Annotated in this window: 27 protein-coding genes and 1 pseudogene; 18 read left to right on the forward strand and 10 right to left on the reverse strand. The window is 24.1% G+C overall.

From position 1 onward, the window contains the following. The first annotated feature begins 62 nt into the window (after nt 1-62). From AACL11_RS09870 to AACL11_RS09880, 3 genes are all read left to right on the forward strand, one after another. Nucleotides 63-380 (forward strand): hypothetical protein, encoded by a 318-nt coding sequence (locus AACL11_RS09870; RefSeq protein ID WP_252318954.1) that lies wholly within the window; start codon nt 63-65, stop codon nt 378-380. A 9-nt stretch (nt 381-389) separates the two neighbouring features. Continuing rightward, nucleotides 390-1,016, forward strand: a complete 627-nt coding sequence (locus AACL11_RS09875) for an isochorismatase family cysteine hydrolase (protein ID WP_252318952.1) — start codon at nt 390-392, stop codon at nt 1,014-1,016. A 193-nt stretch (nt 1,017-1,209) separates the two neighbouring features. Beyond that, nucleotides 1,210-1,644, forward strand: coding sequence for a hypothetical protein (locus AACL11_RS09880; protein WP_252318948.1), 435 nt, complete (start codon nt 1,210-1,212; stop codon nt 1,642-1,644). 160 nt (nt 1,645-1,804) lie between these two features. Here AACL11_RS09880 and AACL11_RS09885 read toward each other — a convergent pair whose 3' ends face one another. The 4 genes and pseudogenes from AACL11_RS09885 to AACL11_RS09900 all read right to left on the reverse strand — a co-directional run bounded on the left by AACL11_RS09885 (nt 1,805) and on the right by AACL11_RS09900 (nt 6,023). Continuing rightward, nucleotides 1,805-3,115 (reverse strand): glucose-6-phosphate isomerase, encoded by a 1,311-nt coding sequence (locus AACL11_RS09885; protein ID WP_252318946.1) that lies wholly within the window; start codon nt 3,113-3,115, stop codon nt 1,805-1,807. A gap of 170 nt (nt 3,116-3,285) precedes the next feature. Then, nucleotides 3,286-3,663, reverse strand: coding sequence for a S1 RNA-binding domain-containing protein (locus AACL11_RS09890; RefSeq protein ID WP_252318945.1), 378 nt, complete (start codon nt 3,661-3,663; stop codon nt 3,286-3,288). A gap of 321 nt (nt 3,664-3,984) precedes the next feature. Beyond that, nucleotides 3,985-5,765, reverse strand: a pseudogene (locus AACL11_RS09895) (oleate hydratase). A 39-nt stretch (nt 5,766-5,804) separates the two neighbouring features. Then, complete coding sequence (locus AACL11_RS09900) at nt 5,805-6,023, reverse strand: hypothetical protein (RefSeq protein ID WP_338974709.1); 219 nt, start codon at nt 6,021-6,023, stop codon at nt 5,805-5,807. 131 nt (nt 6,024-6,154) lie between these two features. On the opposite strand from AACL11_RS09900, the gene AACL11_RS09905 reads away from it, so the two are divergent. Beyond that, nucleotides 6,155-7,275 (forward strand): IS3 family transposase gene (locus AACL11_RS09905; RefSeq protein WP_338987676.1). Its coding sequence is split into 2 segments (ribosomal slippage): nt 6,155-6,398 and nt 6,398-7,275, totalling 1,122 coding nucleotides; the frame shifts between segments, so codons are not numbered across the junction. Here the strand turns inward: AACL11_RS09905 and AACL11_RS09910 are convergent. The 4 genes from AACL11_RS09910 to AACL11_RS09925 all read right to left on the reverse strand — a co-directional run bounded on the left by AACL11_RS09910 (nt 7,231) and on the right by AACL11_RS09925 (nt 10,612). Continuing rightward, entirely contained in the window at nt 7,231-7,998 is a 768-nt protein-coding gene (locus tag AACL11_RS09910) for an SGNH/GDSL hydrolase family protein (RefSeq protein WP_338987678.1), read from the reverse strand. The two genes, AACL11_RS09905 and AACL11_RS09910, sit on opposite strands and share 45 nt — an antisense overlap. A 341-nt stretch (nt 7,999-8,339) precedes the next feature. Next, a complete protein-coding gene (locus AACL11_RS09915; protein ID WP_252319030.1) occupies nt 8,340-8,900 on the reverse strand; it encodes a 5-formyltetrahydrofolate cyclo-ligase in 561 nt (186 codons plus the stop codon). Then, complete coding sequence (gene sufU / locus AACL11_RS09920; RefSeq protein WP_338987680.1) at nt 8,884-9,342, reverse strand: Fe-S cluster assembly sulfur transfer protein SufU; 459 nt, start codon at nt 9,340-9,342, stop codon at nt 8,884-8,886. Before sufU ends, AACL11_RS09915 begins: the two co-directional genes overlap by 17 nt. Continuing rightward, a complete protein-coding gene (locus AACL11_RS09925; protein WP_338987682.1) occupies nt 9,329-10,612 on the reverse strand; it encodes an aminotransferase class V-fold PLP-dependent enzyme in 1,284 nt (427 codons plus the stop codon). The genes sufU and AACL11_RS09925 overlap by 14 nt, the downstream gene beginning before the upstream one ends. 296 nt (nt 10,613-10,908) lie before the next feature. On the opposite strand from AACL11_RS09925, the gene AACL11_RS09930 reads away from it, so the two are divergent. From AACL11_RS09930 to AACL11_RS09960, 7 genes are all read left to right on the forward strand, one after another. Beyond that, nucleotides 10,909-12,957, forward strand: a complete 2,049-nt coding sequence (locus AACL11_RS09930; RefSeq protein ID WP_338987684.1) for a hypothetical protein — start codon at nt 10,909-10,911, stop codon at nt 12,955-12,957. Nucleotides 12,958-12,973: 16 nt separating this feature from the next. Next, complete coding sequence (locus AACL11_RS09935; protein ID WP_338987685.1) at nt 12,974-14,689, forward strand: hypothetical protein; 1,716 nt, start codon at nt 12,974-12,976, stop codon at nt 14,687-14,689. A 32-nt stretch (nt 14,690-14,721) separates the two neighbouring features. Further along, complete coding sequence (locus tag AACL11_RS09940; RefSeq protein WP_252318901.1) at nt 14,722-15,141, forward strand: HIT family protein; 420 nt, start codon at nt 14,722-14,724, stop codon at nt 15,139-15,141. Between the two features lie 24 nt (nt 15,142-15,165). Continuing rightward, complete coding sequence (locus AACL11_RS09945) at nt 15,166-15,528, forward strand: hypothetical protein (RefSeq protein ID WP_338987686.1); 363 nt, start codon at nt 15,166-15,168, stop codon at nt 15,526-15,528. 303 nt (nt 15,529-15,831) lie between these two features. Then, entirely contained in the window at nt 15,832-15,954 is a 123-nt protein-coding gene (locus AACL11_RS09950; RefSeq protein ID WP_256468302.1) for a hypothetical protein, read from the forward strand. Between the two features lie 217 nt (nt 15,955-16,171). Then, nucleotides 16,172-17,089, forward strand: a complete 918-nt coding sequence (locus AACL11_RS09955) for a hypothetical protein (RefSeq protein ID WP_338987687.1) — start codon at nt 16,172-16,174, stop codon at nt 17,087-17,089. Further along, entirely contained in the window at nt 17,058-17,300 is a 243-nt protein-coding gene (locus tag AACL11_RS09960) for a hypothetical protein (protein ID WP_338987689.1), read from the forward strand. The genes AACL11_RS09955 and AACL11_RS09960 overlap by 32 nt, the downstream gene beginning before the upstream one ends. A gap of 743 nt (nt 17,301-18,043) precedes the next feature. Here the strand turns inward: AACL11_RS09960 and AACL11_RS09965 are convergent. Both AACL11_RS09965 and AACL11_RS09970 read right to left on the reverse strand, forming a co-directional pair. Next, nucleotides 18,044-18,873 (reverse strand): IS5 family transposase gene (locus tag AACL11_RS09965; RefSeq protein WP_338986605.1). Its coding sequence is split into 2 segments (ribosomal slippage): nt 18,044-18,477 and nt 18,477-18,873, totalling 831 coding nucleotides; the frame shifts between segments, so codons are not numbered across the junction. Between the two features lie 49 nt (nt 18,874-18,922). Further along, nucleotides 18,923-19,933, reverse strand: a complete 1,011-nt coding sequence (locus AACL11_RS09970) for a hypothetical protein (protein ID WP_338987691.1) — start codon at nt 19,931-19,933, stop codon at nt 18,923-18,925. A 378-nt stretch (nt 19,934-20,311) separates the two neighbouring features. Here AACL11_RS09970 and AACL11_RS09975 point away from each other — a divergent pair, with 378 nt between their 5' ends. The 7 genes from AACL11_RS09975 to AACL11_RS10005 all read left to right on the forward strand — a co-directional run bounded on the left by AACL11_RS09975 (nt 20,312) and on the right by AACL11_RS10005 (nt 26,401). Next, nucleotides 20,312-21,340, forward strand: a complete 1,029-nt coding sequence (locus AACL11_RS09975) for a hypothetical protein (RefSeq protein WP_338987693.1) — start codon at nt 20,312-20,314, stop codon at nt 21,338-21,340. Between the two features lie 229 nt (nt 21,341-21,569). Beyond that, nucleotides 21,570-23,576, forward strand: coding sequence for a transketolase (gene tkt, locus AACL11_RS09980; protein ID WP_338987695.1), 2,007 nt, complete (start codon nt 21,570-21,572; stop codon nt 23,574-23,576). 13 nt (nt 23,577-23,589) lie between these two features. Continuing rightward, on the forward strand, nt 23,590-23,826 hold the full coding sequence (locus tag AACL11_RS09985; RefSeq protein WP_252319938.1) for a YneF family protein: 237 nt from the start codon (nt 23,590-23,592) through the stop codon (nt 23,824-23,826). Between the two features lie 907 nt (nt 23,827-24,733). After that, entirely contained in the window at nt 24,734-25,252 is a 519-nt protein-coding gene (locus AACL11_RS09990) for a hypothetical protein (RefSeq protein ID WP_338987696.1), read from the forward strand. Nucleotides 25,253-25,386: 134 nt separating this feature from the next. Further along, nucleotides 25,387-25,659, forward strand: a complete 273-nt coding sequence (locus tag AACL11_RS09995; RefSeq protein ID WP_338987650.1) for a hypothetical protein — start codon at nt 25,387-25,389, stop codon at nt 25,657-25,659. Between the two features lie 2 nt (nt 25,660-25,661). After that, the gene (locus tag AACL11_RS10000; RefSeq protein ID WP_338987697.1) at nt 25,662-26,105 is read left to right on the forward strand and encodes a hypothetical protein; all 444 of its coding nucleotides are present in this window, start codon (nt 25,662-25,664) and stop codon (nt 26,103-26,105) included. A gap of 2 nt (nt 26,106-26,107) precedes the next feature. Further along, nucleotides 26,108-26,401: a hypothetical protein gene (locus AACL11_RS10005; protein WP_338987698.1), complete on the forward strand. Its 294-nt coding sequence runs from the start codon at nt 26,108-26,110 to the stop codon at nt 26,399-26,401.

A 26,401-nucleotide genomic window follows, 5' to 3' on the forward strand; every position in this document is an offset into this window, starting at 1 on the left:
TTTTTATTTATTTTATAGCAGTAATATAACAATGATATAATTAAAAAAAATAGGTGATAATAATGATAACTAAAAATTGATGAAAAAAATTACCTCTTGATGAAAAAATAATTACTATTTTATTTTTTTCTGGTTTTATATTTTTGTTATTAGGGTTAATTATGTTATTAAGTATTAAAATAGAAAACATTTTTAATGGATTTAATTTTATTTATATAAATGGTGTAATTGATAGTTTAACCTATCAAAGTAGTCAGGGAATAACAATAGATATTTTCTTTTTAAAAGTAGGAATTATTTTTACTATTTTCTTAATGCCAATTTGTTCTGGCTGTAGTATAATTTGATTTATTATTAAACGATTAATTTTTAAAAAATAGAGGTGAATAATGAAAAATAATGATTCATTTATTGAAATTATAAATAAAACTTTGGATAAAACAGTTAATTTAAATTTTAAAACTTTAAAAGGTCATAATATTATATTTATTGTTGATATGGTTAATGGCTTTGCTAAAAAAGGAAATTTATTTTCACCCAATATTAATTCAATTATTAAACCAATTAAAAATTTATTAGCAAAAGTAAATACTAATGAAACTAAAGTTATTGCTTTTAATGATGCTCATAATGAACATAGTCCCGAATTTCATACTTTTCCTAGTCATTGTTTGGAAAATACTATTGAATCAGAGTTAGTAGAAGAATTAAAATTTGACAATATTAAGATTATTAAAAAAAATAGTACTAATGGTTTTTTTGCTTTTGATTTTAAGCCAAATTTACAATGGGATAACATTATTATTGTTGGTTGTTGTACTGATATTTGTATTTATCAATTTGCTATTAGTTGTAAAACTTGATTTAATCAGCACAATAAAGAAGTAAATGTTATTGTTCCAATGACAATGACAAATACTTATGATCAACCAGAGCATCCAGCTCATATTTTAAATCAATATGCATGATATTCAATGCTTAAAAATGGCATTACTATTGTTAAGGATGTTATTTAATTAAAGTAGAATTTTAAATAAAATAAATTTATATAAATAATAAATTTTATACATATTATTTAATAATTTTTATATTTAGAATAGAAATTATGATAAAATGATAAAATAATTTAATAAATGTTTATACCTAATATAGAAATTATTCTATATTAGGTTTTATTAAATTAAAATATTAGAAAAGGAAGATTAAAAGATGGCTAGTAAAGTAATTCAATCAGAAAGCGAGTATCAAGAATTTGAAAATCAGCAATTAATAATAAATATTTTTGAAAAATTTGAATTTAATTTAAATTTTAGAAATATGAGTTATGAAGATTTATCAATATTAAATATAAAATTATTAAATAATGAATTTAATGATGTTTATCAAGAGATTATTAAGAATAATGAAATAAATGAAAAATTATCTTTCATTTTTATTGAATGTATTAATCAAGGTTTTTCTGAAGAAAAAGCACAATATTCTATTCAAGAGCAAATAACTAAGCATATAGTAGAAAGTTTTTTAATTAAAGAACAAGAACAAAAAATGGTAAATGAAATAAATCAATTTGATTTTATAAATGCACCATCAACTAGCACTGGTATATATCATTTACCATCATTTAAAATACAACTTAACTTATAATTACATTTATTTAGATTATTATTTACAAAAAAATGTCATAATATAATATTGTAAATTAATAAGTGAAGAACAACTAAGTAAGTTATATAAAAACCATTCTGAAAAGAATGGTTTTTATATAACTATATTTTAATGTTTTATTAAATTTATTATTAGGAAATTATTTTTTACCTAATAATGTAAACATTTTCTTTTTGTATACTTCAACACCAGGTTGGTTAAATGGGTCAACACCTAATAATTTTGCACTAACAGCACAAGCCTTCATAAAGAAATAACTAGCATAACCAAACATTTTGCCATCCATTGTATCCCATTCTAATAAAATATTTGGTGTTTTTCCTACTATTTCATCACTATGAGCTTCAATAGTTCCTTGTAAGGCAATATTATTAATTTCATGTAAAGAATGTTTTGTTAAATAGTTTAATTGATCATTGTTTTCTTTATCAAGTGGAATTTTGATATCTTCATTAGGTTTTTTGATTTTTATTACTGTTTCAAAAAACATTTTTGAACCTTCTTGAATAAATTGGCCCATTGAATGTAAATCAGTTGAAAAAACAACACTAGCTGGTAATAATCCTTTGCCATCCTTACCTTCTGACTCACCAAATAATTGTTTTCATCATTCACATAACATTTGCATTTGTAATTCATAGCTTACTAAAATTTCAACTGCTTTATTATTAGTTTTATGTAAATGATAGCGAGAAACTGCATATAAATAGGCATCATTAACATCAATTTTATCACTTTTACATTCTTTTGCTGCTAATTGCGCACCAGCAATAATTTCTTCACAGTTAATTCCTGCTACCATCATCGGAAAAATACCAACAGGAGTTAAAACAGAGTATCTACCACCGATATTATCGGGAATAACAAAGCTTTCATATCCTTCTTCTTTTGCCAAATCATGGAGTACTCCTCTTGTTTTATCAGTAGTAGCGATAATTCTGTTATTAACAATATTCTTATTTTTCTTTTGTTTAATTAATAGTTCTTTTAACAAACGAAAGGCAATTGCTGGTTCAGTAGTAGTTCCTGATTTAGAAATAACATTAATGGCAAATTCTTTATCTTTTAAATATGATAAAACTTGGTGAACATAAGTTGAACTCATGGTATTACCCATATAAATTACTTTAACAGGAGCCGTATTATTAAATAAACCTTGCACCATATCAATTCCTGCTCTAGCACCTAAGTATGATCCACCAATACCAATTACTACTAAAACTTGTATTTCTTTTTGTAGTTTCAATGCTAGAGTTTTCATTCGTTTTCAAGACTCTTGAAAAGTAATGTCTTTTTGGTATGCAAATGGAAAATCAATTCATCCTAATCAACCATCTTCATTTTTAGCATTACTTTCCAGTTCAGCGTTAATCACCGTTACTTTTTCTTGATATAAAGTTGATAATTCTTTCATATCTAAATTAGTAAACTTTAAATTAGTTTTTATCACTATTCTATAACCTCCTTATAGTATTTAAAATTAAAATATTAATTCGTAATAATACTATTTAATATTTATAATAAAAATATAGTTGTAAAAATTTTAGATTGCAAGAAAAAAATAAAAAATATTGCCATTAAATAGCAATATTTTTTATTATTTGGAAGAAAAATAGTATTTTAATTATTTTCTTCTTTTTTAAATCAATTATCAACAGTTTCTCTTATTGGTGCAAATCCTTTACCATTTTCTTCAATTGAAGAATTATTCTTTGCAACTAATCCTTGTTCTTTTGTACTTAAACTTAATTGTTGTTTAGTATGATCAATACCTGTTATTTCTGCTTTAACTGATGTACCAATTGTAAAATAATCACTAACATTTTTAACAAATTTAGGGGTAATACGACTAATGTGAATTAAACCAGAAAATCCATTTGGACACTTACAAAAAACTCCAAATTCCTTTATTCCAGTTGGAGTTACGGTAATAATGTCACCAACTTGAAATTGTTGAACATTTGATTCATTTTCTTCATTTTTAATAATTGTACTCATAATAAGTTAATTCCTCTTTCTTTTGTATAATTTAATAATACATAAAAATATTATAACATTATATTTAATCTTGAAGTTAAAATTAATAATATTAATTTTATGAATTTTTAAACATTAGAATGAGAAATTATTAATTGATTTTAAATTTAAAGATTATTAAAATATTAAATTTGTTAGCAATTTCTTTATTTTTAAAGAAATGAATGTTACTTGTAACAATATTACTAATTTTTTTTAATATTTTTCTTTATTTTATACTTAAAATGGTAAGTTAATATAGATATTTTATTTTATAAATATTATTAAAAATATTAGGATTTATTATAATAATCCTGATTTTTCAAGTAATTCTTCTAGAAAAGTTCCCTTGATTTTTTTTAATGCACCTCTACGGAAAATTTTTAAGATGAGAGGAACTTGTATATCATTAATTTTTTCTTATCTCATAAAATATGAGTTGAATTCAATAGTACTCTAATATCATATGCTGAAGCAAAAACTTCTGGTATTCCTCTATCAACCTTTAATAATTTATAGACAGCTTCCATAGCAGTTCTCACTGAATATTCGGTTGTAAAAACTGTATCATCTTCAGTTTCACTAAAATTACCAATAAATGCTAAATTTTTTGAACCTTCCGGAACTACTAAAGGACGATCACCAATTTCTCTTGGCATAAAGTATGAAGTAATAAATGGCATATAAACCGGTACCACATTACATGAGTTTTTAGCAAGTTGAAAAATTTCTTCTTCAGGAACGCCAATATGATATAATCACTCTTGAGCTATTTCCATGCCAGAACATTCAGTAATACTTTTTTTAATATAATCTCCTTCTTTATTTGAAAGTAATCCATAGATTCAAACAACTAATTGATCATCTGATTGGCTTTTAAAGTGTGGTTGACGATTTAAGGTATAACTTAAAATTCAACTTGAATCGATAGCAGTAACAATTCCACCAGTTACAACTTTTTTAGCATATGGATCTCTTTTGCTGATTTTTTCAATATAAGGTGCTATTTTTGTATCTAGAGTTGTTAATGTTGCTGAGATAAATCAACTTTCTTTTGGTAAATTTGCATAAAATTTTTCTGGTTTTCCAAAATCTTTACTTTGCTTTGCCAAATTTTCTCATAATTCTCAACTTCCACCTAATTGGAGTTGTTCACTAATTGGTGCTGGAGTATTATGATCACCATATGTTGTACTTTCAGTAATACTGCCATTAGTTACAAAAACGAAATCGTTTTCTTTTAATATTATTTGTTGTTCTTTATTCTTTTTTTGAAAAATGATTTTTTTTGCAATTTTTTCTTTATTTTCATTTTCTGAAATTATAATATTTTTTACTATTGTTTCATAGTGAAAAACAACACCTTGTTCTTCTAAGTGAGAAATTAATGGTAAAACAAGTGACTCGTATTGATTGTATTTTGTAAATTTAAGTGCTGATAAATCTGGTAATCCACCAAGATGATGAATGAATCTCATAATATATCTTCTCATTTCCATAGCACTATGTCATTTTTCAAAAGCAAACATTGATGATCAATATCATCAAAAATTTGATTTAAAAAAATCTTCTGGAAATACTTCTTCGATTGTTTTATTATTTAGATTTACTTCTTTTGTTAAAAATAATTCAATTATTTTTTTACAAGCCTCTTCATTCAAAGTAAACTTACCATCATCTTCTGTTCTTTTCCCTTGTTGATGAATAAGTCGACACTTAGAATAATTTGGATCTTCTTTATTTAATCAGTAAAATTCATCTAAAACTGAAGCCCCTTCAATTTCTAAAGATGGAATAGAGCGAAATAAATCTCATAGACATTCAAAATGGTTTTCCATTTCTCGTCCACCACGACTAATGAAGCCCTTATCTGGATTTAAAATCCCATCTAAAGTACCACCAGCAATACTTAATTCTTCAAAAATATGGATATTTTCTGGATTCATTTTTGCATCTCTGATTAAAAATGTAGCAGCGGCTAAAGAAGCTAATCCTGCTCCTACTAAAAATGCTTTTTTATCTTCTATTTCTTGTGCTGGTTTAGGTTGTGCAAATGCTTCATAATTTCCATTGCTTTTATACATATAATTTGTACCTCCTATTTGTTATTTTTTATTTTTTTGTTAATCATTTAAATTTTGTTTAATTTTATTAGTAATAAAATGAGCTAACTGCATACCAATTACTTTTGATGGTATTTCAGTTGGATGAACAGTATCGACAAAAAAGTAGTTATTAACTGTATCTAAAGTCACCCCCGGATTTAATTTGGGTTGTAAAATCCCATCTTTTAAAAATGATTCATAAAAACTAATATCACTAGCTCCTTCTTTAATATTCATTCCTCTTTTACCTAAATCATTTAATGTTTGTTTAACAACTGATGAAAGTTCAAAATGGATGGGTTACAATTTATTGGACACTAATTACGTAGACAAGTAAACAAATTTGTTAAAAGAAAGGAACTATAATTATGGCCAATATTAACTCATATACCGATGAATTTAAAAAACAAATAGTAGCTTTATATCAAAGTGGCAAATCAGTATCTTGCCTTGCTAAAGAATATAATGTTACAAGAGCAGCTACTTACAATTGAATTAAGCAATTTAGTAATTCAGAAAGTTTTAAAACTAAAGATAATCGTTCTTTTGAAGAAAATGAATTAATTAAATTAAGAAAAGAATTAAAGCAATTACGAATGGAAAATGATATTTTAAAGCAAGCAGCACTAATAATAGGCAGAAAATAGAAATTATTGTCAAAAATAAAGCTAAATATAAAATTCGCACAATGTGTCGTTTTTTAAAAATATCTAAATCAACATATTATTTTAATTTAAAGAAAAAAGAAAATAAAATCAAAAATAATATTTATGATGAAGCTGTTATTAGTGCTTTTAAAGAAAATAAAGAAGTTTATGGTACTAGAAGATTAAAAAAAATTCTAGAAAACCAAGAAATTTATTTATCGCGCAGAAAAATTAAAAAAATTATGAATGAACATAATTTAATATCAAAATATACTAAATTATCATTCAAAAATCATAATAACAAAGTTAACGATAGTCAAATAACTAATCTTGTTAATAGAAAATTTAAGAATAGGATTAAAAATGAAGTTATTGTTAGTGATTTAACTTATGTACAAGTTAATGGTAGGTGAAACTATATTTGCCTATTAATAGACCTATTTAACCGCGAAATTATCGGACATAGTGTTGGAGTTAAAAAAGATGCATCATTAGTACATCAAGCATTTATGCAATCAAATCGCTGTTTAAAAGATATTCAAATATTTCATAGTGATCGCGGTAATGAATTTAACAATAAAATTATTGATAAACTTTTACTAGCATTCAACATTAACCGTTCTTTAAGTAAAAAAGGTTGTACTTATGATAATGCTGTTGCTGAAGCAACTTTTAAAACTTTTAAAACCGAATTTATTAATGATAAAAATTTTACATCATTAATCCAATTAAAATTAGAATTATTTGATTACATCAATTGATATAACAATATAAGAATTCACAGCACTTTAAACTACTTAACTCCAGTTAAATATCAACAACAAATGTCTACCAAAAAATAGTCCTAAAAAGTGTTGCCATTCCACATTATTATAAGCAGGAGTTTCACTAATATCTGGAACATCAGTAACAACAATATTCGCTACATGATGTTTAAGTAGTCGCATTAGTGATATTTTTTCATTAAGGATTGCAAAATCTAAATAAAGTTTTCATGTTAAGAAAGGAGAAGTTGTATCTTGCATTACTGCCAAAAGATCATTAGCCCCCATTACATATAGTACTCAATCATGATCATTAATATTTTTATGTTGTGAAAGTAGAGAAGTAACTTGTGCTTGTGCTGAAAATTTACTAACAAAAAATCCACCTGGATAAATACTATATCCTAATCTAGCAGCACCAACAGCATAATTTTCGCCAATTTGTTGATAAGTTTTGCCAACAAATGGTATTTTTTGAAATTTCCATGCTGGTGTTAAAGGTTTATGAAAATAATTTGCTACAACACTAACTGCATTTGGACCATTACAAAATTGATTATTATGATAAGGTTCTTCCATTTTAATTTCTTGAATTTTTGGAAGGATTTTATTACCTTTAAAAAATTGTGTTCCAGCTCCAACAAGTGCACCATTATCTGATAAACTATCACCAATAACGTATAAATTATCAACTTGTTCTATAGCTTGTTCTTCTTTATTTAAATAACAATGCTTTGAATTAATAGTTAATAATGATAATGAACTTAAAAGTGTATCACATGTTAAGTTATATCAACGCATGTTTATTTGCCTCCTATGTATTTTTTCATTATTTTTTTAGAAATATTTATTTTTTAGTATTAAGATTTACTAAAAATATCATTTTTTATTATTTATTTTTGGATTCATTTTGATAAAAAATATAAAATAATTTTAATTGATTCAGTTTTTATAAAATTCAAGTGTGTATAAACTAAACTAATGAGTAGTTTTAGTCTTTTTAAAATAATTATTCTAAGTAAATCTTAATTTAAGTCTATAATTAAAAAAATGAATATACAATAAAAATAAAAAAAGATAATTTGATTAATTAAACTATCTTTTATTTATTGATTAGTGTATTTAATTTTTAGATTAAAATATTAATTAGTAAAAATATAGTCTAATGGTATATCTCAATTATCGTGATTAATTATATAAGGAATTTTTTGAATAGCAAAACCAAGTCCTATTTTACTAAAGTTAAATTTATTTTTAGATAAATAACGATCGTAAAAACCTTTACCATAACCAATACGATAATAATCTTTATCAAAAGCAATCAATGGTACTAACATACAATCAATTTGACTTCCTATAACTTTTTGGCAATTTAAACTTGGTTGTCCAATTTTAAAATCATTATCAAATACGATATCGTTTCAACTATTAATAAAGTAAAATTCCAAATGCTCACCATTCATTCTTGGTAAACAAACTTGTTTTAGATTTTTTCATAATAATTCAATAATTTCTTTAGTTTCTACTTCATATGGTAAGGAATTATAAAGAGCAAATACATTATTTTGTTTAAAATAATGTGATTCATTAAATTTATTGAAAATAATTTTATTTCACTTTTGATAATTATTTTTAGAAACATTTTTTAATTTTTTTAAATAAATGGTTCTTAAACTAATTTTATCCTTAATTTCCATTTCCATTTTTTTCACATTCTTTCTCAATTATTTTATTAATACCATTAATACCAATAAGGGCACATTTAATTCGATTACGTTGTCTTGGTACATTTTTAAAAGCAATCATATTTTCAATTATTTTATCATTAAATTGCTTTTCTGATAACATTGCTTGATAATTAATAATAATTTCTTTTATTTGTGATATTGTTTTACCTTCAATTAAAATACAAAAAAGATTGGTTGCTGCAGTTGAAATAGCACACCCAATTCCAGTAAAGCGTGCGCTATTAATAACTTTATTTTTAATAGAAATTTCAACATGAAAATTATCAACACATGATTCATTGTTTTGATGATATGTCAAACTATTTGGTAAATTTTTAAAACCTTTATTTTTTGGATTACTATAGTGTTCAACAATTAGTTTGCGATAATAGTCTTGATTGTTATTAAAAGAATTCATTTAAAAAATCTCCTCCTTCATTAATCCCTTTTTTTAAAGCTATTACTAATAAGTCAATATCTTTTTTGCAATTGTATATGTAAAAACTAAGACGAATTGTTACTCCAGCGTTAATTATATTAGGTAATAATTTAGCACAATAAGTTCCACTGCGTACGCATATATTTTGTGTTCCTAAAAAATTAGCAACATCTTGTGCAAATACTTTTTTAATATTAAATATTATGTTACTACTATTGCCATCAATATTATAAATTTCAATGTTATTTCCTAACTGTGCTGTTAATTGTTCAATTGCGTATTTTTTTAGTAAAATTTCATGATTTCTAATATTTTCAATACCAATGTTTAATAAATACTTAATAGCTGCACCTAGCCCAAATACACCCGCAATATTTTGTGTTCCACCTTCAAAACGATAAGGACTATCTAATAAGTTAAATTTACCATTTTCATAAATATCACCATTCATGCCTCCACCCAATATTAGTGGATCTAGCATATTTAATCATTCGTTTTTTCCTCAAAAGACACCGATTCCAGTTGGACCAAAAACTTTATGACCAGAAAATCCAAAAAAATCAATATTTCAATTTTTAACATCGGTTTTTATATGTCCTATTGATTGTGCACCATCTATTATTACTAAAATATTTTTAAAAATTCAATTATCACTTTTAACATTTTTTTTACCATATTCTTTAATAAAATTAGTTAATGTTTCAGTATCATTTTCTATTGCTAAAGAATTATTAATATTTGCAAAAGCAACTATTCTGGTTTTAGGTGTTAAAACTTTTTTTAAATTTTCAACAGTAATGACTCCTTGTTTATTTGTTTCAATAAATTTTATTTTAATTTTTTTAGTTTGTATCAAACGATAAAATGGTAAGAGTAATGAGCTATGTTCTAAAGTGGTTAATAAAATTTCATCATTTTCTTGTAAATATTTTTCTAAGCCAAAAGCAATTTGATTATAAGCAAAAGTTGCTGAAGGACAAAAAACTATTTCGTTTTCGTTACTATTAATAAATTTACTAATTGTTTTTCTAGTATCTTCAAATATATCATTTCCCTTAACAGCAAGTTGATAATCTTGACTATGTGGATTAATACAATATTTTTCATAATAATCCCTAACAGCATCAATAACTATTTGTGGTTTTAGTGAAGAAGCCGCTGTATCTAAATAAACTAAATCAGGATTATTTTTAAAAAAGGGAAAATCAGTTTTAAAGGTATTATCATTAATGTTTATTTTTTTATTCATATTTACTCCTATATCATTACACCAAATATAATATACTTATACTAATGATTATACACTTAATTTTGTGCTAATTTTCTTAAAATTAAAAAATGAATAAAATATTATTTGTGCACTATAAAGTAATAATATTTAAAAAAATTAATATTTTAAATTTTTTAAAATAAATAATTGGTAATTAGTTATTTCATTTTAAAATTAATTAGAAAAAACTATCCCTTAAATATAAATTTTATGTTAAGATATCTTAGTAAAATAAATTAAAAAATCTTTTTTTGCTATAGATTTAATTAAAAGGAGTGAATAAAGTGCGCAATATTCTTGCCTTAGTTGCAGCTTTCACGTTATCATCAACATCAACTATGTCTATTATAGCTTGTAATAATTCAAATGAAAGAGGCACAACTAATGTTTTCGACTGAAATAGTGCTTTTATAGATACAAGTACTACGACTGACACCTTTTTTAATTACTTATTAAATAATCCCAATAGTGGATGAGGTAAAACATTATATACTGATATTAATCAATATATTAATCTTTCAATTTTAAAAAATACTCCAGAATATAAAGATGATTATCTTGCTGCTTTGACAGCAGCTCAATCTGAGATGGAAAATAAAATAAAATCATTACAAGCAAAATATGGTCGTTCATGAGAAAAACAATGAAAGAAAGTATTGGGCGATGATGATGTTAATACTTACATTGATAATATTTTAAAAAAGAGTGCTTTAGGTATTATTCAACGTAGTTATGTTACTAGTAATTATAAGGATTATAAATACTACAATCAAAATGAAATTAATATTTGATTAAAGGATTTATGAGAACAAGTAAAGAGTGAAAACAATCCAAATGGTACTTATGATAGTGTAAAACAGTACATTAATGGTAAAACAAGTATTACTGATGCTGGTAAATATTCTAGCAAAATTTGAGTTGTTGCTAATGCCAATAGTTTAAATCCTGATCTTACCGATTTTAAACAATTAGATGATGCTGTTAAAGCTGCTAAAACATGAACTGGTGTTAATATTAGTCTTTCTGTTGTAAAAACTAGTGATGATAAGAATGATAGTAATTATGAAATAGATTCATACAATACTATTGATGGCTTATTAAGTGATAATCAATCTAAAATAGCTAAAGTAATGTTAAGAAATCAAGAATTAATTTGAACTCGTCAAATTGTTATTCCTTTTGATTCTAATGCTAAACCTTTACAAGAAAAGATTAGTGCTTCTCAGTTTTCTCAAAATAAAACTAAAATTAATGAAATTTTAAAGAATATTAGAACTAATGGTTTTGATCAAACATTCACTGAAGAAAAAGGGGCCGCTACTACTGATGTTACTAAAACTGGTGATTTAGGATTAATGGATATTACTAAATCTTCACAAGAGAATAGTCCTTTTTATTATTACTTATATCGTTATGTAACTAGTGCTGAAGGTGTTGGTAAAAATGTTGATGGTATTCAACCATATAAATTAACACAATTTACTTCACCAACTGACAAGGAAAAGGGTTTAGATGACTTAATTCCTTATATAGACCGTGATACTATTAAAGATAAAGGTAAAGATGGTACTAGCCAATATAATGATTTAGTTTATATGAAAGATATAAAAGGACCACAACTTCCTGATGCTGCAGTTAATAATGGACCTGGAGTTGGCATTTTTATTGATACTGGTGGTATTCATTTTATTCAAACGCCAGGTATCACATATCAACAGCAAGACAAACCTAAAAGCGATGAATCAACTTATAATATAATTAAAACATTTAAAAATCATAGAAAAGATACTTATCAGTGAAAAGACTTAGCACCGTTATCTGAGCGTCCAGGTGGATTATCTGATTCTCCTTATCTTGATTATTTACAAACTGGTTTTTTACTACAAAAATATACTCCAAATACAACTCTTACTTTTAATTTAAATGATGCATTAACAGCCTTTACTGGAGGTACTGGTAGCCTTGGTAATGCAACTTGATGAGATTATAATTTATACTTTAATAATAACTCGAGTTTAATTCATTGAAATTTACAGGATATATTTGGTTCAAGTCCTCTTGATCCAACTGATACGAAAATTAATAGCTTTGTTGAAAAAATGAAAAGTTGATTTGATAAAACTAAAGAAAATCGTTGAAACAATAGACAAGGTATTAATATTAATGCAACATTTAACGATAATATTATAAAAACTAATAATACATGAGATGACTTTACACAAGATGCACCAGTTGCTCGTATGGATACTAATATTGCTAATTATCTAGATGTTGTTGGGAAACGAACATTATGATGATATGATCCAAGTATCATTAGTTCTTAGACGGGAGGTATAAAAAATGAAAAAGAGAAAAAAGATTTTACCATTATTAACTTCAGTTACTCTTTTATCTGGCCCTGTATTATTATTAGTTGCTTGTGATAATGAACGTGATATGAGTAATTTACCTAGTGGTAAAATTCCTGATGATTATAAAAATCGTGTATTATTTAATTTTTTAGGAGTAAATTTTAATGAAACGATTTCTGCTCAGTTTAAGAATACTTATTCACAAGGTCTTGATTTTATTTTAAAAGATGTTGAAGGAACAATTGCTCAGCAAAAATTTTATGAATTTTTTCATAAGAAACTTCATTATAGTGAAGACACAAAAAATGCAGATGGTACTACTGCAATAATGGGAGAAGCCAATAAAGCTTTTATAAAACTTAAAGATGATTTAGGATTAAGTTTATTAACTCAAAAGTACTTAAGTGGTATTAATACAGCCAATTCACTAGATAAAGTATCAGCAGCAGATAATAATGAGTTATTATTTCAAAATCAAAGTTGACATCAGGATGGTACAAGTAAATTTAATTATCAAAATGTAGATTTTTATAAAGAAAAAAATAAAGATACTGGTAAAGTTAATGATCCTGATCAAATATTTACTCCTGATAGTTTATATAAAGATTATGGTGATAAAGATGCTGCTTTTGATGAACAATTAGCTGCCATTGCTAAACATCCAGATGACAATTATAGTAATGAAATTGGTAAATTATTACCAAATGATGCTAAAAAATGAAATAGTAGTGCTGGTATTAATAAAACACAAAAAAGTCTTTCTGGTACTGATATTCCAACTTATTCAAAATATTTAAAACGTTTCCAATGATGATTACGTTTTCGTTATCAACAATATTATCAATATGAAATTTTACCAGCATTAAATCAAACTTTATTTACAATGTCTTATATTTTAGACAATATTATTGATATTAAAGATAATGAAGCAGGTAAACCTATAATTTCAACCCAAACAAATAATCTTTACATAAGTCAATTACAAGATACTACTGGTTGACAAAAGAGTAACTATAATGTAAATTGAAACTTTACTACTGATTTAGCAAATGCGCAAAGCATTGATAAAAAATGAAATAGTAGTCCTTCTGAACCTCCAAAGTGAGAATCAATTGTTAAAGATGATGATTCAGGAAAAGGAAAAACTTTAAATTCTGATTTTTTTACTCAATTAACAAGCGGTAATGCCTCAACTATTAGTGAAATTGATCCTAATTTTGGTGCTAATGGTTTCTTAAGTACTGCAACTAATAATCAATTGGCTGCAGGTTGAGTATCTAATGGTGGATTACATTACAGTACGAATAATAATATTGCTACATTTACTTACTCTGCTCCTATTTATTTCCTAAACCTTCTACAAAATTTAGATTTTAGTTTTTTAAGTAATAAAAACGAAGGCTGAGTTCCAGAAATTAGTAATTTAATTCATTCATGAAACATTAGTGGTAATGCTAGTCTTAAGACAGATTTCTCTAAGTATATAAGAGCTGATGGTAAGAAAAGCACTATTACCCAAGAAACAAAGTGAAATATATTTTGACAAATGTTATATTCTATATCTGCTACTGATTCTGCAACTAAAGATTCACCAGCAGCTGAAAACTTTAAAATCGCTGCCCAAAATTTATTTCCAACATATATTCCAAAAAATAATATATATGAAGAAGAGTTTTGAAATAAGGTAAAAGAGTTTTATCCATAATAATACTTATAAAGTAAGTTGAGGTGAAATATATGACAAATAAAGCATGCATTTTTTGTACAATTATTAAAGATACAAATAACTTAATTTTTGAAGATACAAATACAGCAGCATTCATGGATATCAATCCCGTAACTAAAGGACACATTCTAGTAATTCCAAAGCAACATTTTGAAACTTTTATTGATACTACACCTAAAATAGTGAGCGATGTTAGTATCACAACTCATAAAATTGCTAATTTGCTAATAAAAACTATTCCCGAAATTAAAGGATTTAATATTTTAACTAATAATGGTAGCGAAGCATTTCAAGAAGTATTTCATTATCATGTTCATATTATTCCAAAATATATTCGTGAAAAAGGGTTTTTAATTAATAGGACAAAAGAAAATGTTACAATTGATGATATTAATAATCTTAAAAAAATACTAAAATCACAATTAATGTAAAACAAATATTTAAGGAGGAAAAAAATGAAAAGTTTTAAGTTATTAACTTTACCTAAAATATTAATGCTAATTGGTGCTGTATGAATTATTGTTTTTAGTTTATTGTATGCAGCGGGAGTTATAACTTATAGTTTCTATGGCTGAAATGAAAATGGAGCTACATTAGTTATAATAGGTATTATTTATATTCTAATACCATTTTCAGTTAAACCCGGATTATGATCAAGACTATGAGCACTATTTATATCATTTCTTTCAGTTATAATAGTTATTGGTTTATTTGTTGGCAAAGATGTAGATTATAAGTCAACATGAACTTATATTAATGCTTTACCACATATTATCATGGCGTTTGGTTCTATTTTATGAATACTTAATAGTAAATAAGTCATAAAATAATTATTAATAACTTAAAATATTGGACAATACATTATCCAATATTTTTTTTATAATTTTGGTTGAAAATAGTATTAAACCAATTTTTAATAAATAATTAATAATATTTTTAGAATTTATTTTCAACATAAATAATAAGAAAAAAATATTATAATAGTTATTATTATCAAATTTTATAAAAATTATTAATTGATGAGTGGCATAACTACCTTTTTGTTTTCATCAAAAAAGCATTTTTTATTAATGATGCTATAATTTTAAGCATTAATAAAAAAAGATAAAGGAGATTGAGATATGAAAAAAAGAAAAGTGTTACATTGTTCAAGCTGTAATAAAGAAATTAATGGTAATGATTTAGCTTCAAACTCAAAAACAGCAAGAAAAATTATGAAATGCCCAGAGTGTGCTAATCAATAATTTTTTGATTATTAATAAAATTTATACTATTATCAATAGCCCTTATCAACTAATTTTAAAAATTTTTACTGATTGTTTTAGATTTCTAAAACAATTTTCATCTTAATTGTTAATAAAACAAATTAGAATTAAAAACAATACTAGTCTATATCTATTGATATCAAAGGCAAGAATATAAAGAACTTATTTCTGAAATCAAAATATGGAGGAGTATTATATGTCTAAAAAAAATAAAAATTCAAAAATTATTGCTGGAATAATTAGTTCTGCGGTTTTAATTAGTGGTGCAACTACTGGTATTTTATATAATTCTGAAATGGAAGAAAATATTGAAGAAGAAATTGAAATTGAAAAGAAAAAAAACTTAGAAATAATTTTTCCTAAAGGAAAAAGAAATTTAGGTAAAATTTATATTGGACAAGACATAACTACTATAAATGATGATGAAAAAGTAAAAAAAGAAATTATAGATATTTTTAGTAATAAATATAATATAGATGTAACTAGTTTGGAAATTAAAATTGTTACTAATCAAAATGAAGCAATAATTACTTCAATAAATGAAGATATCTATATTGGAACAGTAAAGCTTAAGTATAGTCCTAATAGATCTTTTGTAACGTTAGATTATATTGTTCCTGATTTGAATATAAGAGATAAACAAGTTCCTACTTACTCTTATCAACATCATCAAGAAATTTTATTTGGAAAAAATGATATTTTAAATGATAATGAATTTAAAAATTTACCTGCTGTAAATGATTTTATTAATATTTTAAATGAACAAGTTAAATTTAAAGCAAGTGAAGAATCAAATAATGCTTTTAAAAAGTTAGAAAATAATAATGATAATTTTAAAGATTTTGAAGATTTAAAAAAACAATTTAATGATCATCATCTTTTATTTGATGGCAAAATTGATTTTGAATCATTTATTAAAACAATTAGTAATTATCATATAAATGCAAATATTGATGAATTAAAAACAGGAATATGTCGGTTTTATAATATTTTAGCTCAATTATATGGAAAAAATAATGTTTTTAAAATGTTAGAAAAAATTGAATTAGATCAAAAGTTGTGAGAACAATCTAAAAATAAATATGTCAGGAGAAGCACATTTTGGTTCTTGTAATGATAATATGTGTAATACTAAAATAATACTTGATACAGATATTTTTAGAGATATAAAGTATGGAATGGAAGTTATGGTACATGAATATGGTCATATTTTGGATTCTTTAATTCGTAATAAACAAAATAATAATTTTGATGCAAGAAAATATATGATTTCATCATTAGCAAACGGAACTAAGATAATAATAAATCTTATCAAAAACTTTTAAGTTATGGTATTGTTAGAAGTTGATATGGAAGAACATCATATATTGATTTATTTCCAGAAGCTTTTGGTCGTTGAATAATGACTCCTGAACAAAATCGTGATCTTGGATGAGAAAAATTAGATAAATTTTTTCGAATAGATTTACTTAAATTATTATAATAACAAAAAATATATCTTTATAATCATAATAAGGACAAAATAAACTTTGTCCTTATTATTAATTTTGTTTATTAATTAAAAATTGTAAATAAAGTTATTAATTGTTCATTATGTTATGAAAATTAATGTTGTTTAATGCAATGTTAACATATGTCATACGACCAAATGAAGAATTTAAAAAACAATACCATTGAAAGTAAATATTATCATTATCATGCCAAAGATCTAAGTTAAGAGCAATTTCTGTTCCTCATCCTCCACCATCTTTAGTATTAATATAAGCAATAAAAAGAACATTAGCATTACCGGGGTTTTTATATTGTTCAATTTTTGCAGTATTAGTTGCTAGTGTTGGACTACTTTCAATTCCTGTTGAAGTTGATACTTTGAAATATGAATTAATAGACTTCTTGCAAAACTGTGATTATTATCATAGTTTTTAAATTTAAAATTTTATTTTAATAACACTTTTAATATTTATTAAAAATTATTATTCAAAATATGTCTTATTTTTTCTTCATTAAAATAGAACAAAAATTATTATTTAAAATAACAAAATTTAAAATATTAAATTTTTGAAGATTTTTAATTTAAAAGTTGTAAATTATAAATTGAAGCTATTAAATTAAATCTTAAAGCAAATCTTTTTCTTCTATTTCGATATTTTTCACTAATAATTTTAAATTTTTTCAGTATAGCAAAAATATTTTCTATAACAACTCTCATTTTTGAAATTTGTTTATTATTTTTCTTTTCTTCTCTAGTTAAAGGAATTTTCTTTGATTTTCTTTTTGGAATTAAAACATTAGGATGTATATTTTGTATTCCTTGATATCCCAAATCCACTAAAATAGTTGTTTGTGATAAAAATTTAACTTTTGAATCTTTTAAAATTTTAAAATCATGGTTTTTACCACAAGAAAAATAAGAACTTATAATTTTTTTACTATCTTGTTCAATTATAATTTGTGTTTTTATTGTGTGTTTTTTCTTTTTTCCTGAATAATATTTCTTTTGTCTTTTTTTGGGCGTTGGATAGCGCTTTCAGTAACATCAATAATAGCTGTTTTATCTTTAAAATTATTATTTAACAATGATTTTGCTCCATTAAGTTGCTGAAAATCAGGATGTTTTATTAAAGTATTTTCTATTCACTTGATATTTCTATAACAATTACTTTCACTAATTCCATAACTTTTAGCAATATGAAAATATGTTCGGTATTCACGTCAATATTCTAACGTCATTAATAATCTATTTTCTAAAGTTAATTTATTAGGTGTACCACCATTTTTAAACTTTTTTAATTCTTCTTTTTTTAAAATTTCTATCATTTTTTTAAAAACAATCTCATTTATACCAGTTAATCTTAATAGTTCTGCATTTTTAATAGCTTTTAATTTATCAAACATCATAAATTACCTATCTTTTTTTAATTTTAATTATATTTTAAAAATGAAAATTTTAATAGATAAGTCTCGCAAGAAGTCTAATAAAAGAAAAAGTTGGATACATATTAGTGAAGGTATTTCAGTCTCTCGCGTAATTGCTTCACTTAAGAATATTATAAACATTAGAATTATCAGTAGCGATTGATTTTCCATTATGTCAATCTGAAAAAGAATAATTTATTTTATCATTAATAATATTATTAGTGTTTTTTCAATTATTATAATAAATAGCCACTAGATTATTACTTTTATCAAAAATTCAATTTAATGAATAGTTTTTAGTAGTTAATGTTAGTGGTGATTTATTCAAAAAATTATAAACATTTTGATTATCAATAATTAAATTAATAATGTTACTAGTTAATTGATTGTTAATTTGCCCTTTTAAACTAGTTTGATTAATAAAATACACTGCTAAGTTATTAGCTATTGTCTTACTAATTTTATTATCATGTGTTGCTTTAGCAATATAATATAAACCTAGTGTTTCATTTAGATTATTGCTATGTTCAACTTTATCAGCACCTGCTTGATTAGAAATATCAATATGTTTTTCAATATCACCTTGTTGAATATATTTTCAATTATTATAACCAGTAAAGTATGAATCATAATATTCACTTTTACTATATGGATTATAATCATCTTTAATAATAGTTACTTTTTTGTGGCTGTTCATTTCTTGTTTTGTATTTTCAATATTTACTTTATCTTTATCAGGAATATTTATATTAGGGTTATAAACTAGGTTACCATAGTTATCTACTAAAAAAGTATTCCTTGCTTTAGGAAAAGTGTATTTTGCTAAAGATAATGTATCATAACTATAAAATTTATGATCTGTTATTGATTGATTAGTAATTCACTCACTATTGCTTAAATAGTTAAATTGGTTATTGAATGAAGTATTATTTTCTTCTAATTGATTTATTAGTACAGTATTTTCAATATTTTTATTATTAATATTGTTTCCTAAAAAAGTTAAAGGTGGTATCACACTTAAAAAAATTAAATATTTATTCATAATTTTATACCTCTATTTTTTAAATAATTATTTAAAAAATTAATAATTATATATTTTATAACACTTTAGTCATTAAAAAGTGTTGATTTAATTATAAACATTTTATTTGAAATTAGCAAAAACTAAAAAACTTAAATAAATAATGTGTATTAAATGTACTTTACAATATGTTTCAATATTAATAATTTGCATATTAAATAAGTTCTTTTTTAAGTTATAATATTTATTTATAACCCAATGAAAAAAAATAATAATTTATTTATTGGAAAAATATTATTATTATGATAATATTCTACAAAAGAATATAAAGTTTTTTAATCCTCTTATTTTAATTTTAAAATAAATGGGTTTTTTATTTTTAGAAAGGAAGAAAAAATAATGGCAGCTGAAACTTATATTAGAAAATTAAAATTATCGCCAACATTTGCATTCACAACACAACAAATCCGTTCATTGACAAAAGAGCAAAGAGAAGCGATTGATAAAAAACAAACACCAGTATTTACAATGGAACAAATAAGAACATTCACACTTGAACAAATGGAACAACTTGCAATTGATCCAAATCTTATTGCTGAAGCGATGAGATTATCAGAAGAAGAAGAACAAGTGGAACTGGCAAAAAAATTATCGTTAGAAAAAGAAAAACAATCTGACATAATAGTAAAAGAATTTAAAGAAACATCAATGCCCTCATCACAAACATTTAAAGTAGAGACAGAAGTAAAATTAGTTACTGAAGAGGAAATACTAAAACAAGGAGTAAGACCCAAAGGAAGTAAGATTATTCAACATACAAATAATAATCATCAAGAAAAGGTAATAATTTCCGAACCAACCATTTCACCATCTCTTTATGAAAGTAGTTTAGATTTACAAGCAACCAATGAAGATGATGAATTTGGTTTTGTAGTTGTTGATGAACCTTATAAAACATTACCATCAGAAGAAGTATCTGAGAAAGAAAGAGAAGATATTGATAGAGCGATTGCATTAGAGGCTTTATCATTAAAAAGACAGGAAAGAAATAATAAAGCAATTGGTTTATATTTAGAAGAACAAGAAGAACTTGAAAAATCAGCAAAAACACAATCAAATTTAATGCAAGTAATCAAAAAATCTGAAATAGAAGAAATTAAAGTTTTAGAACAACAAAAAATAAATATAATTTTAAATTTCTTAATTAAATTAGTAACTTTTGGAAAAATTAATAAAAATAAGAAAATTGAAATAGAAATTAGTCAAAAATGAAAAAAAATATCAGAATCATGTAGTAAAAAACCAAAAACAAATCCAACATTATTTTCAAAATCATCTGGAAAAGATTTTAATAAACAACAAGTAAACAATGAATCAGCAAACCTACCATTAATAAACTTAAATAAACCAAGAACATCACAAATGTAAAATATTAAGAAAAGAGTTATCTTATTTAAGATGAAATATTATTTTTTTTATCTTGGGGTGACCTTTTCTTTTTTAATTTGTTCAAAGATTCAATTTAGTTAAAATAAAATTATATTTTTTGTCATTATTATTTATACTTTTTTAATTATTTTTAAAAAATTACCTATTTTATTAAGAATATTGTTAATATTATATTAAATAATAACTATTAAAAATTTAAGGAGAAATTATGGAAAATAAAATTAATTTAGATAAATTAACTATTAATTCAATTCGTATGTTAGGAGTACAAGCAGTTAATGCTGCTAAAAGTGGCCATCCTGGTATTGTTTTAGGTGCTTCACCAATGACTTTTTCTTTATTTAAAAATCATTTATCTTTTAATCCAAAAAATCCAAAATGATTTAATCGTGATCGATTTGTTTTATCAGCAGGTCATGGTAGTGCTTTATTATATTCAATATTACATCATGCTGGTTATAAATATACAATCAATGATATAAAACAATTCCGTCAATTAAATAGTAATACACCTGGTCATCCCGAATATCATTTAGACTATGGAGTAGAGACGGCTACTGGACCATTAGGTCAGGGTATCGCTAATGCTGTTGGAATGGCGCTTACTGAGACTTTTCTTAGTGCTAAATATAATCAAAAAGATCTTAATATTATTGATCATTATACATATGCAATTTGTGGTGATGGTGATTTACAAGAAGGTATTGCACAAGAAGCACTTAGTTTTGCTGGACATTTTAAATTAAATAAACTAATTATTTTATATGATTCAAATGATGTTCAATTAGATTCATCTGTTAAATTAGTATATTCAGAAAATTTAAAAATGCGTCTTCAAGCATTAGAGTGAAATTATTTAAAAGTTGAAGATGGTGAAGATGATAAACTTATTTCTGAAGCTATTAAAAAAGCAAAAGTTAGTGATAAACCAACTTTAATTGAAATTAAAACTATAATTGGTTATGGGGCTAGTAAACAAGGAACACCGAGTGTTCATGGCTCTCCTTTAATGGAAGATATTAAAACAGTTGCTAAAAATTTAAACTGAGAATATCCTGAATTTACTGTTCCAAAAGAAGTAATTACTTACTTCACACAAACAGCACTTAATCATGGTTCTAAAATAGAATTAGTTTGAAATCAAAAAGTTGAAAAATATGCAAAATTATATCCAAAATTGTATAAAGAAATTAAATCAGCATTGAAAAATGAAATTTTTAATGAAGATTATCAATTAAATAAAATTGATTGAACTTCAATTATTGTGGTAAATCCACAAGCAACAAGAGTAGACTCTGGTAATATTTTAAAACTTTTATCAGCTCATTGTCCAACATTAATTGGTGGTAGTGCTGATTTAGCTGGCTCAACTAAAGCATTAGTAACAGACAAAGACTTTCTACCTCTTGATCATTCAGGAAGACATATTCATTATGGAGTAAGAGAATTTGCAATGGGCGCTATTGTTAACGGTATGACGTTACATCAAGGCACAATTCCTTTTGGTTCTACTTTTCTTGTGTTTAGTGATTATCTAAAGCCTGCATTACGATTAGCAGCTTTAATGTCAATTCCATCTTTGTTTATTTTTAGTCATGATAGTATCGCAGTTGGCGAAGATGGTCCTACCCATGAACCAGTTGAACAACTAACAATGTTAAGAACTATTCCTAATTTTAATGTAATTCGCCCCGCTGATACAAAAGAAACAATTGGTGCATATTTAATGGCATTATCTAGTAAAACTAACCCTAGTGCTATTATTATTACTAGACAAAATTTACCACAACTTGCAAATAGTAATATTGAGGCAGTTCAAAAAGGTGCTTATATTATTAGTAAAGAGAATAGTAGTAAAGCTTTAGATTTAATTATTATTGCTACCGGTAGTGAAGTTTCATTAGCTATTGCTAGTCAAGAACAACTATGAAACGATCAAAAACTTAATGTTCGTGTAGTTTCAATGCCTTCTACTTTTATTTTTGATAAACAAGATAAAACATATCAAAATAAAATTTTACCTAATGATATTATAAAAGTTGCTATTGAAATGGGTTCTAAAGATAGTTGATATAAATATGTTGCAGGTAATGGCTTTGTTATTGGCGTAAGTACTTTTGGTATTTCTGCTCCTGATAAGGTAGTACTAGAAAAATATGGCTTTACATCAAATCAAGTGTGTGATAAAATTAATAAGTTTTTAAACAATAAGTAAGGAGAAATTAATAATGATGGTTTGGTGAGCAGTATTAATCATTGGCATTGCTAGTGCGTTAATTGGTGGATTAGTTGGTTTTATTGTTACTAAGAAGATTTTCGAAAAACAATTACAGAAAAATCCTCCTATTAATGAAAATATGATTCGTGCAATGTATTTACAAATGGGGCGTAAACCTACTGAATCTCAAATTAAATCAGTAATGCAAGCAATGAAACGTCAACAAAGTACTACTAAAAAACGATAATTTTTATTAAATATAAGTTGTAAAATAGTTACCATTATGGTAACTATTTTTATTCATTATATTTGTGATAAATTTAATGTTTTATATATCCACTTGTTGATGACTTATTTTGTGGATAATTTTCTTCATTTAATTCTTGTTTAATTTTTTTCTGTCATTTTTTTCTTTTTCTTGATTAGTATTTAATTTATATGTTACATTTAAATATTTTCTTTATTTTTTGTTCAATTTTTAAAATTCTTTTCTTATCAATTTTGGACAGTTGTCAAAGTTACGAAATAATTTATTATCATATTAGTAACTTATTTCCAAAATTACCATTTAAAAATGATGATAGACAAATTAAATTCTCTTTTACCCTTAAATTTATATTCGACGTATTTTAAAAAAATATAGATTTTATAAGATAAAATAAAAATTATTAACAAGGAAAAAGACAAGAAATAATCTTGTCTTTTTTTTGTAATTGTAAAATTTTAAAATTTTTAATAAACCTCTTTAACGCTATTATCAACACGTGTTAGGGAACTAAAAAAGTGAACTACAACACAGTTGTTAAAAATAGTAGCTAGCATGTGGACTTGCATGGATAAATAAAAAGTGGAGTGATACCTAATAAAATATACTAACCATTAATGGTAATTCTTGGGGTGGGAGCGAATTGGAAACTAGTATATATAGACCTGTTGTAGGGACCTATTGTATTAATTCTATTCTTTATTTAACCAACCTTGCCACTCCCCAGTGAGCAAGTGTTGGTTTTATTTTTTATTTTTTTTGAAATTTATTTTTGAGCCCAGTTTTCATGGAATGAATAAAACTAATAGTAGTATTATTAATAATCTAAAAATCAAATTATATGTCCTTTATGCTAGGAAGCAACAGGACATATTAGGAAAGGATTATTATGCAAATAGAATTTAAAAAAGAACAAATTGTTAAAGATAAACCACAATCTATTCTTATTGATTATGGTGAATATAAATTACAATGTCCAAAATGAATGGTTAAAAATAATAGTTTTATTGCTGATGATAAATATACATATTGAGTTTTTAATTTAGAAAATATTAAAAGAGAATTAAGCGGTAATGAATTAATAAAATTATTAGAACCATATATTAAAGACCAAAAAATAACTGTTAATAAACCAACTATTCCAAAAGAATATTATATTAATGATATAAAACTTGAACCATTAACATTTTATGAACAGCATAATAGTTGATTTATGGGTGAAATAACAGATAACAAAACTAAAATTACTAATCCTTGTTTTAAATATAACATTACGTGAGAAGAAAACAGAAAAGGTTTTAAAATAAATAATCCATATAATAAAGATGATTTACCAATTAATTACATAGTTACTTCATATAAGGAAATTTCAACTCATAATGAAAAAGTATTTTTGTTGAACATGTAAACAACATAAATTTGATTATTTATTCTTTAATACTAATGATATAAAAACAAGAAAAAACTTTTTAAGAGACAAAAACGGTAAAGCAATTTGTTATGACTGTATCTTAAATATTAGGTTAAGTAGGAGGTATAAATATGAATAAACAAAAATCATTTTCTTATAAAGACCAAGAAATTATTAATGAATATAATAAAAAACGTAATCAAGAAATAACAAAAGAACATTTAAATAATATAGAAAAATTAAGAGAAGGTTTTAAAAAAGAAATAATTAATGAATATAAAGAAAAAATTATTAATAGAATACTTGATTATGAAACCTTTTATATTGGTGATACACAAGGTTTAACTCCATTCGGATTTATTATTAAATTAAGATATGAAATTAAAAATGGAAACTTTGATTAATAATGCAATATGACTTAATTATTGGAATTGACCCTGCTGGAATTGGTAATAATGGAATCGTTATATATTCAAATGAAACTAATAATATTGTTTTTAATGAAACATTCAATACATTAACTGTTTTATGAACTAAAAATATTTATAAAGAAAAATTTATTGATAAAAAAATATTAGTTATTGTAGAAAATTTCTTTTTAAGTTCAAAACAATTATTAACTAATCCATTAGCAACCCCTAAAATTATTGGTGCATTAATGGTATTAGTACAAGATGTTATAAATTGAGATTATCTAGAAAGTGAACCAAAAAATAAAACTAAAATAGAAAATTATAAAGGAAATATAAAATTAACAAAACATGAACAAGATGCTTATAAACATATTCAATATTATTTAAAAAATCATAAAAAAATATTAATTTTTGATAATTATTTAAGGAAATTATAAAAATGAAAGATAAAACAAATTATGTCAAATTAACAGTAAAACTTAGTAACACTATTGAAGCAAAATATTACGAAAAAGGTAATAAAGAATTATATTATAGTGTTCGTGGTCAATGAAATGGATTAAACTATGTTATTTTAATTTTTAATAAACCAAAACTTTATAGACGCTGTATTTTATTAAACAAAAACGATGAAATTATAGTAACTGGTGAAATCTTTAATACTTTAAATATTCAAAAAAATCGTGCATTTTGTTCAATTAATGTTAAATGATTTAAAAAATGAAAAGAGTAA

The organism is Spiroplasma endosymbiont of Dasysyrphus albostriatus, assembly GCF_964019495.1.
Lineage (GTDB): Bacteria > Bacillota_I > Bacilli_A > Mycoplasmatales > VBWQ01 > Spiroplasma_E.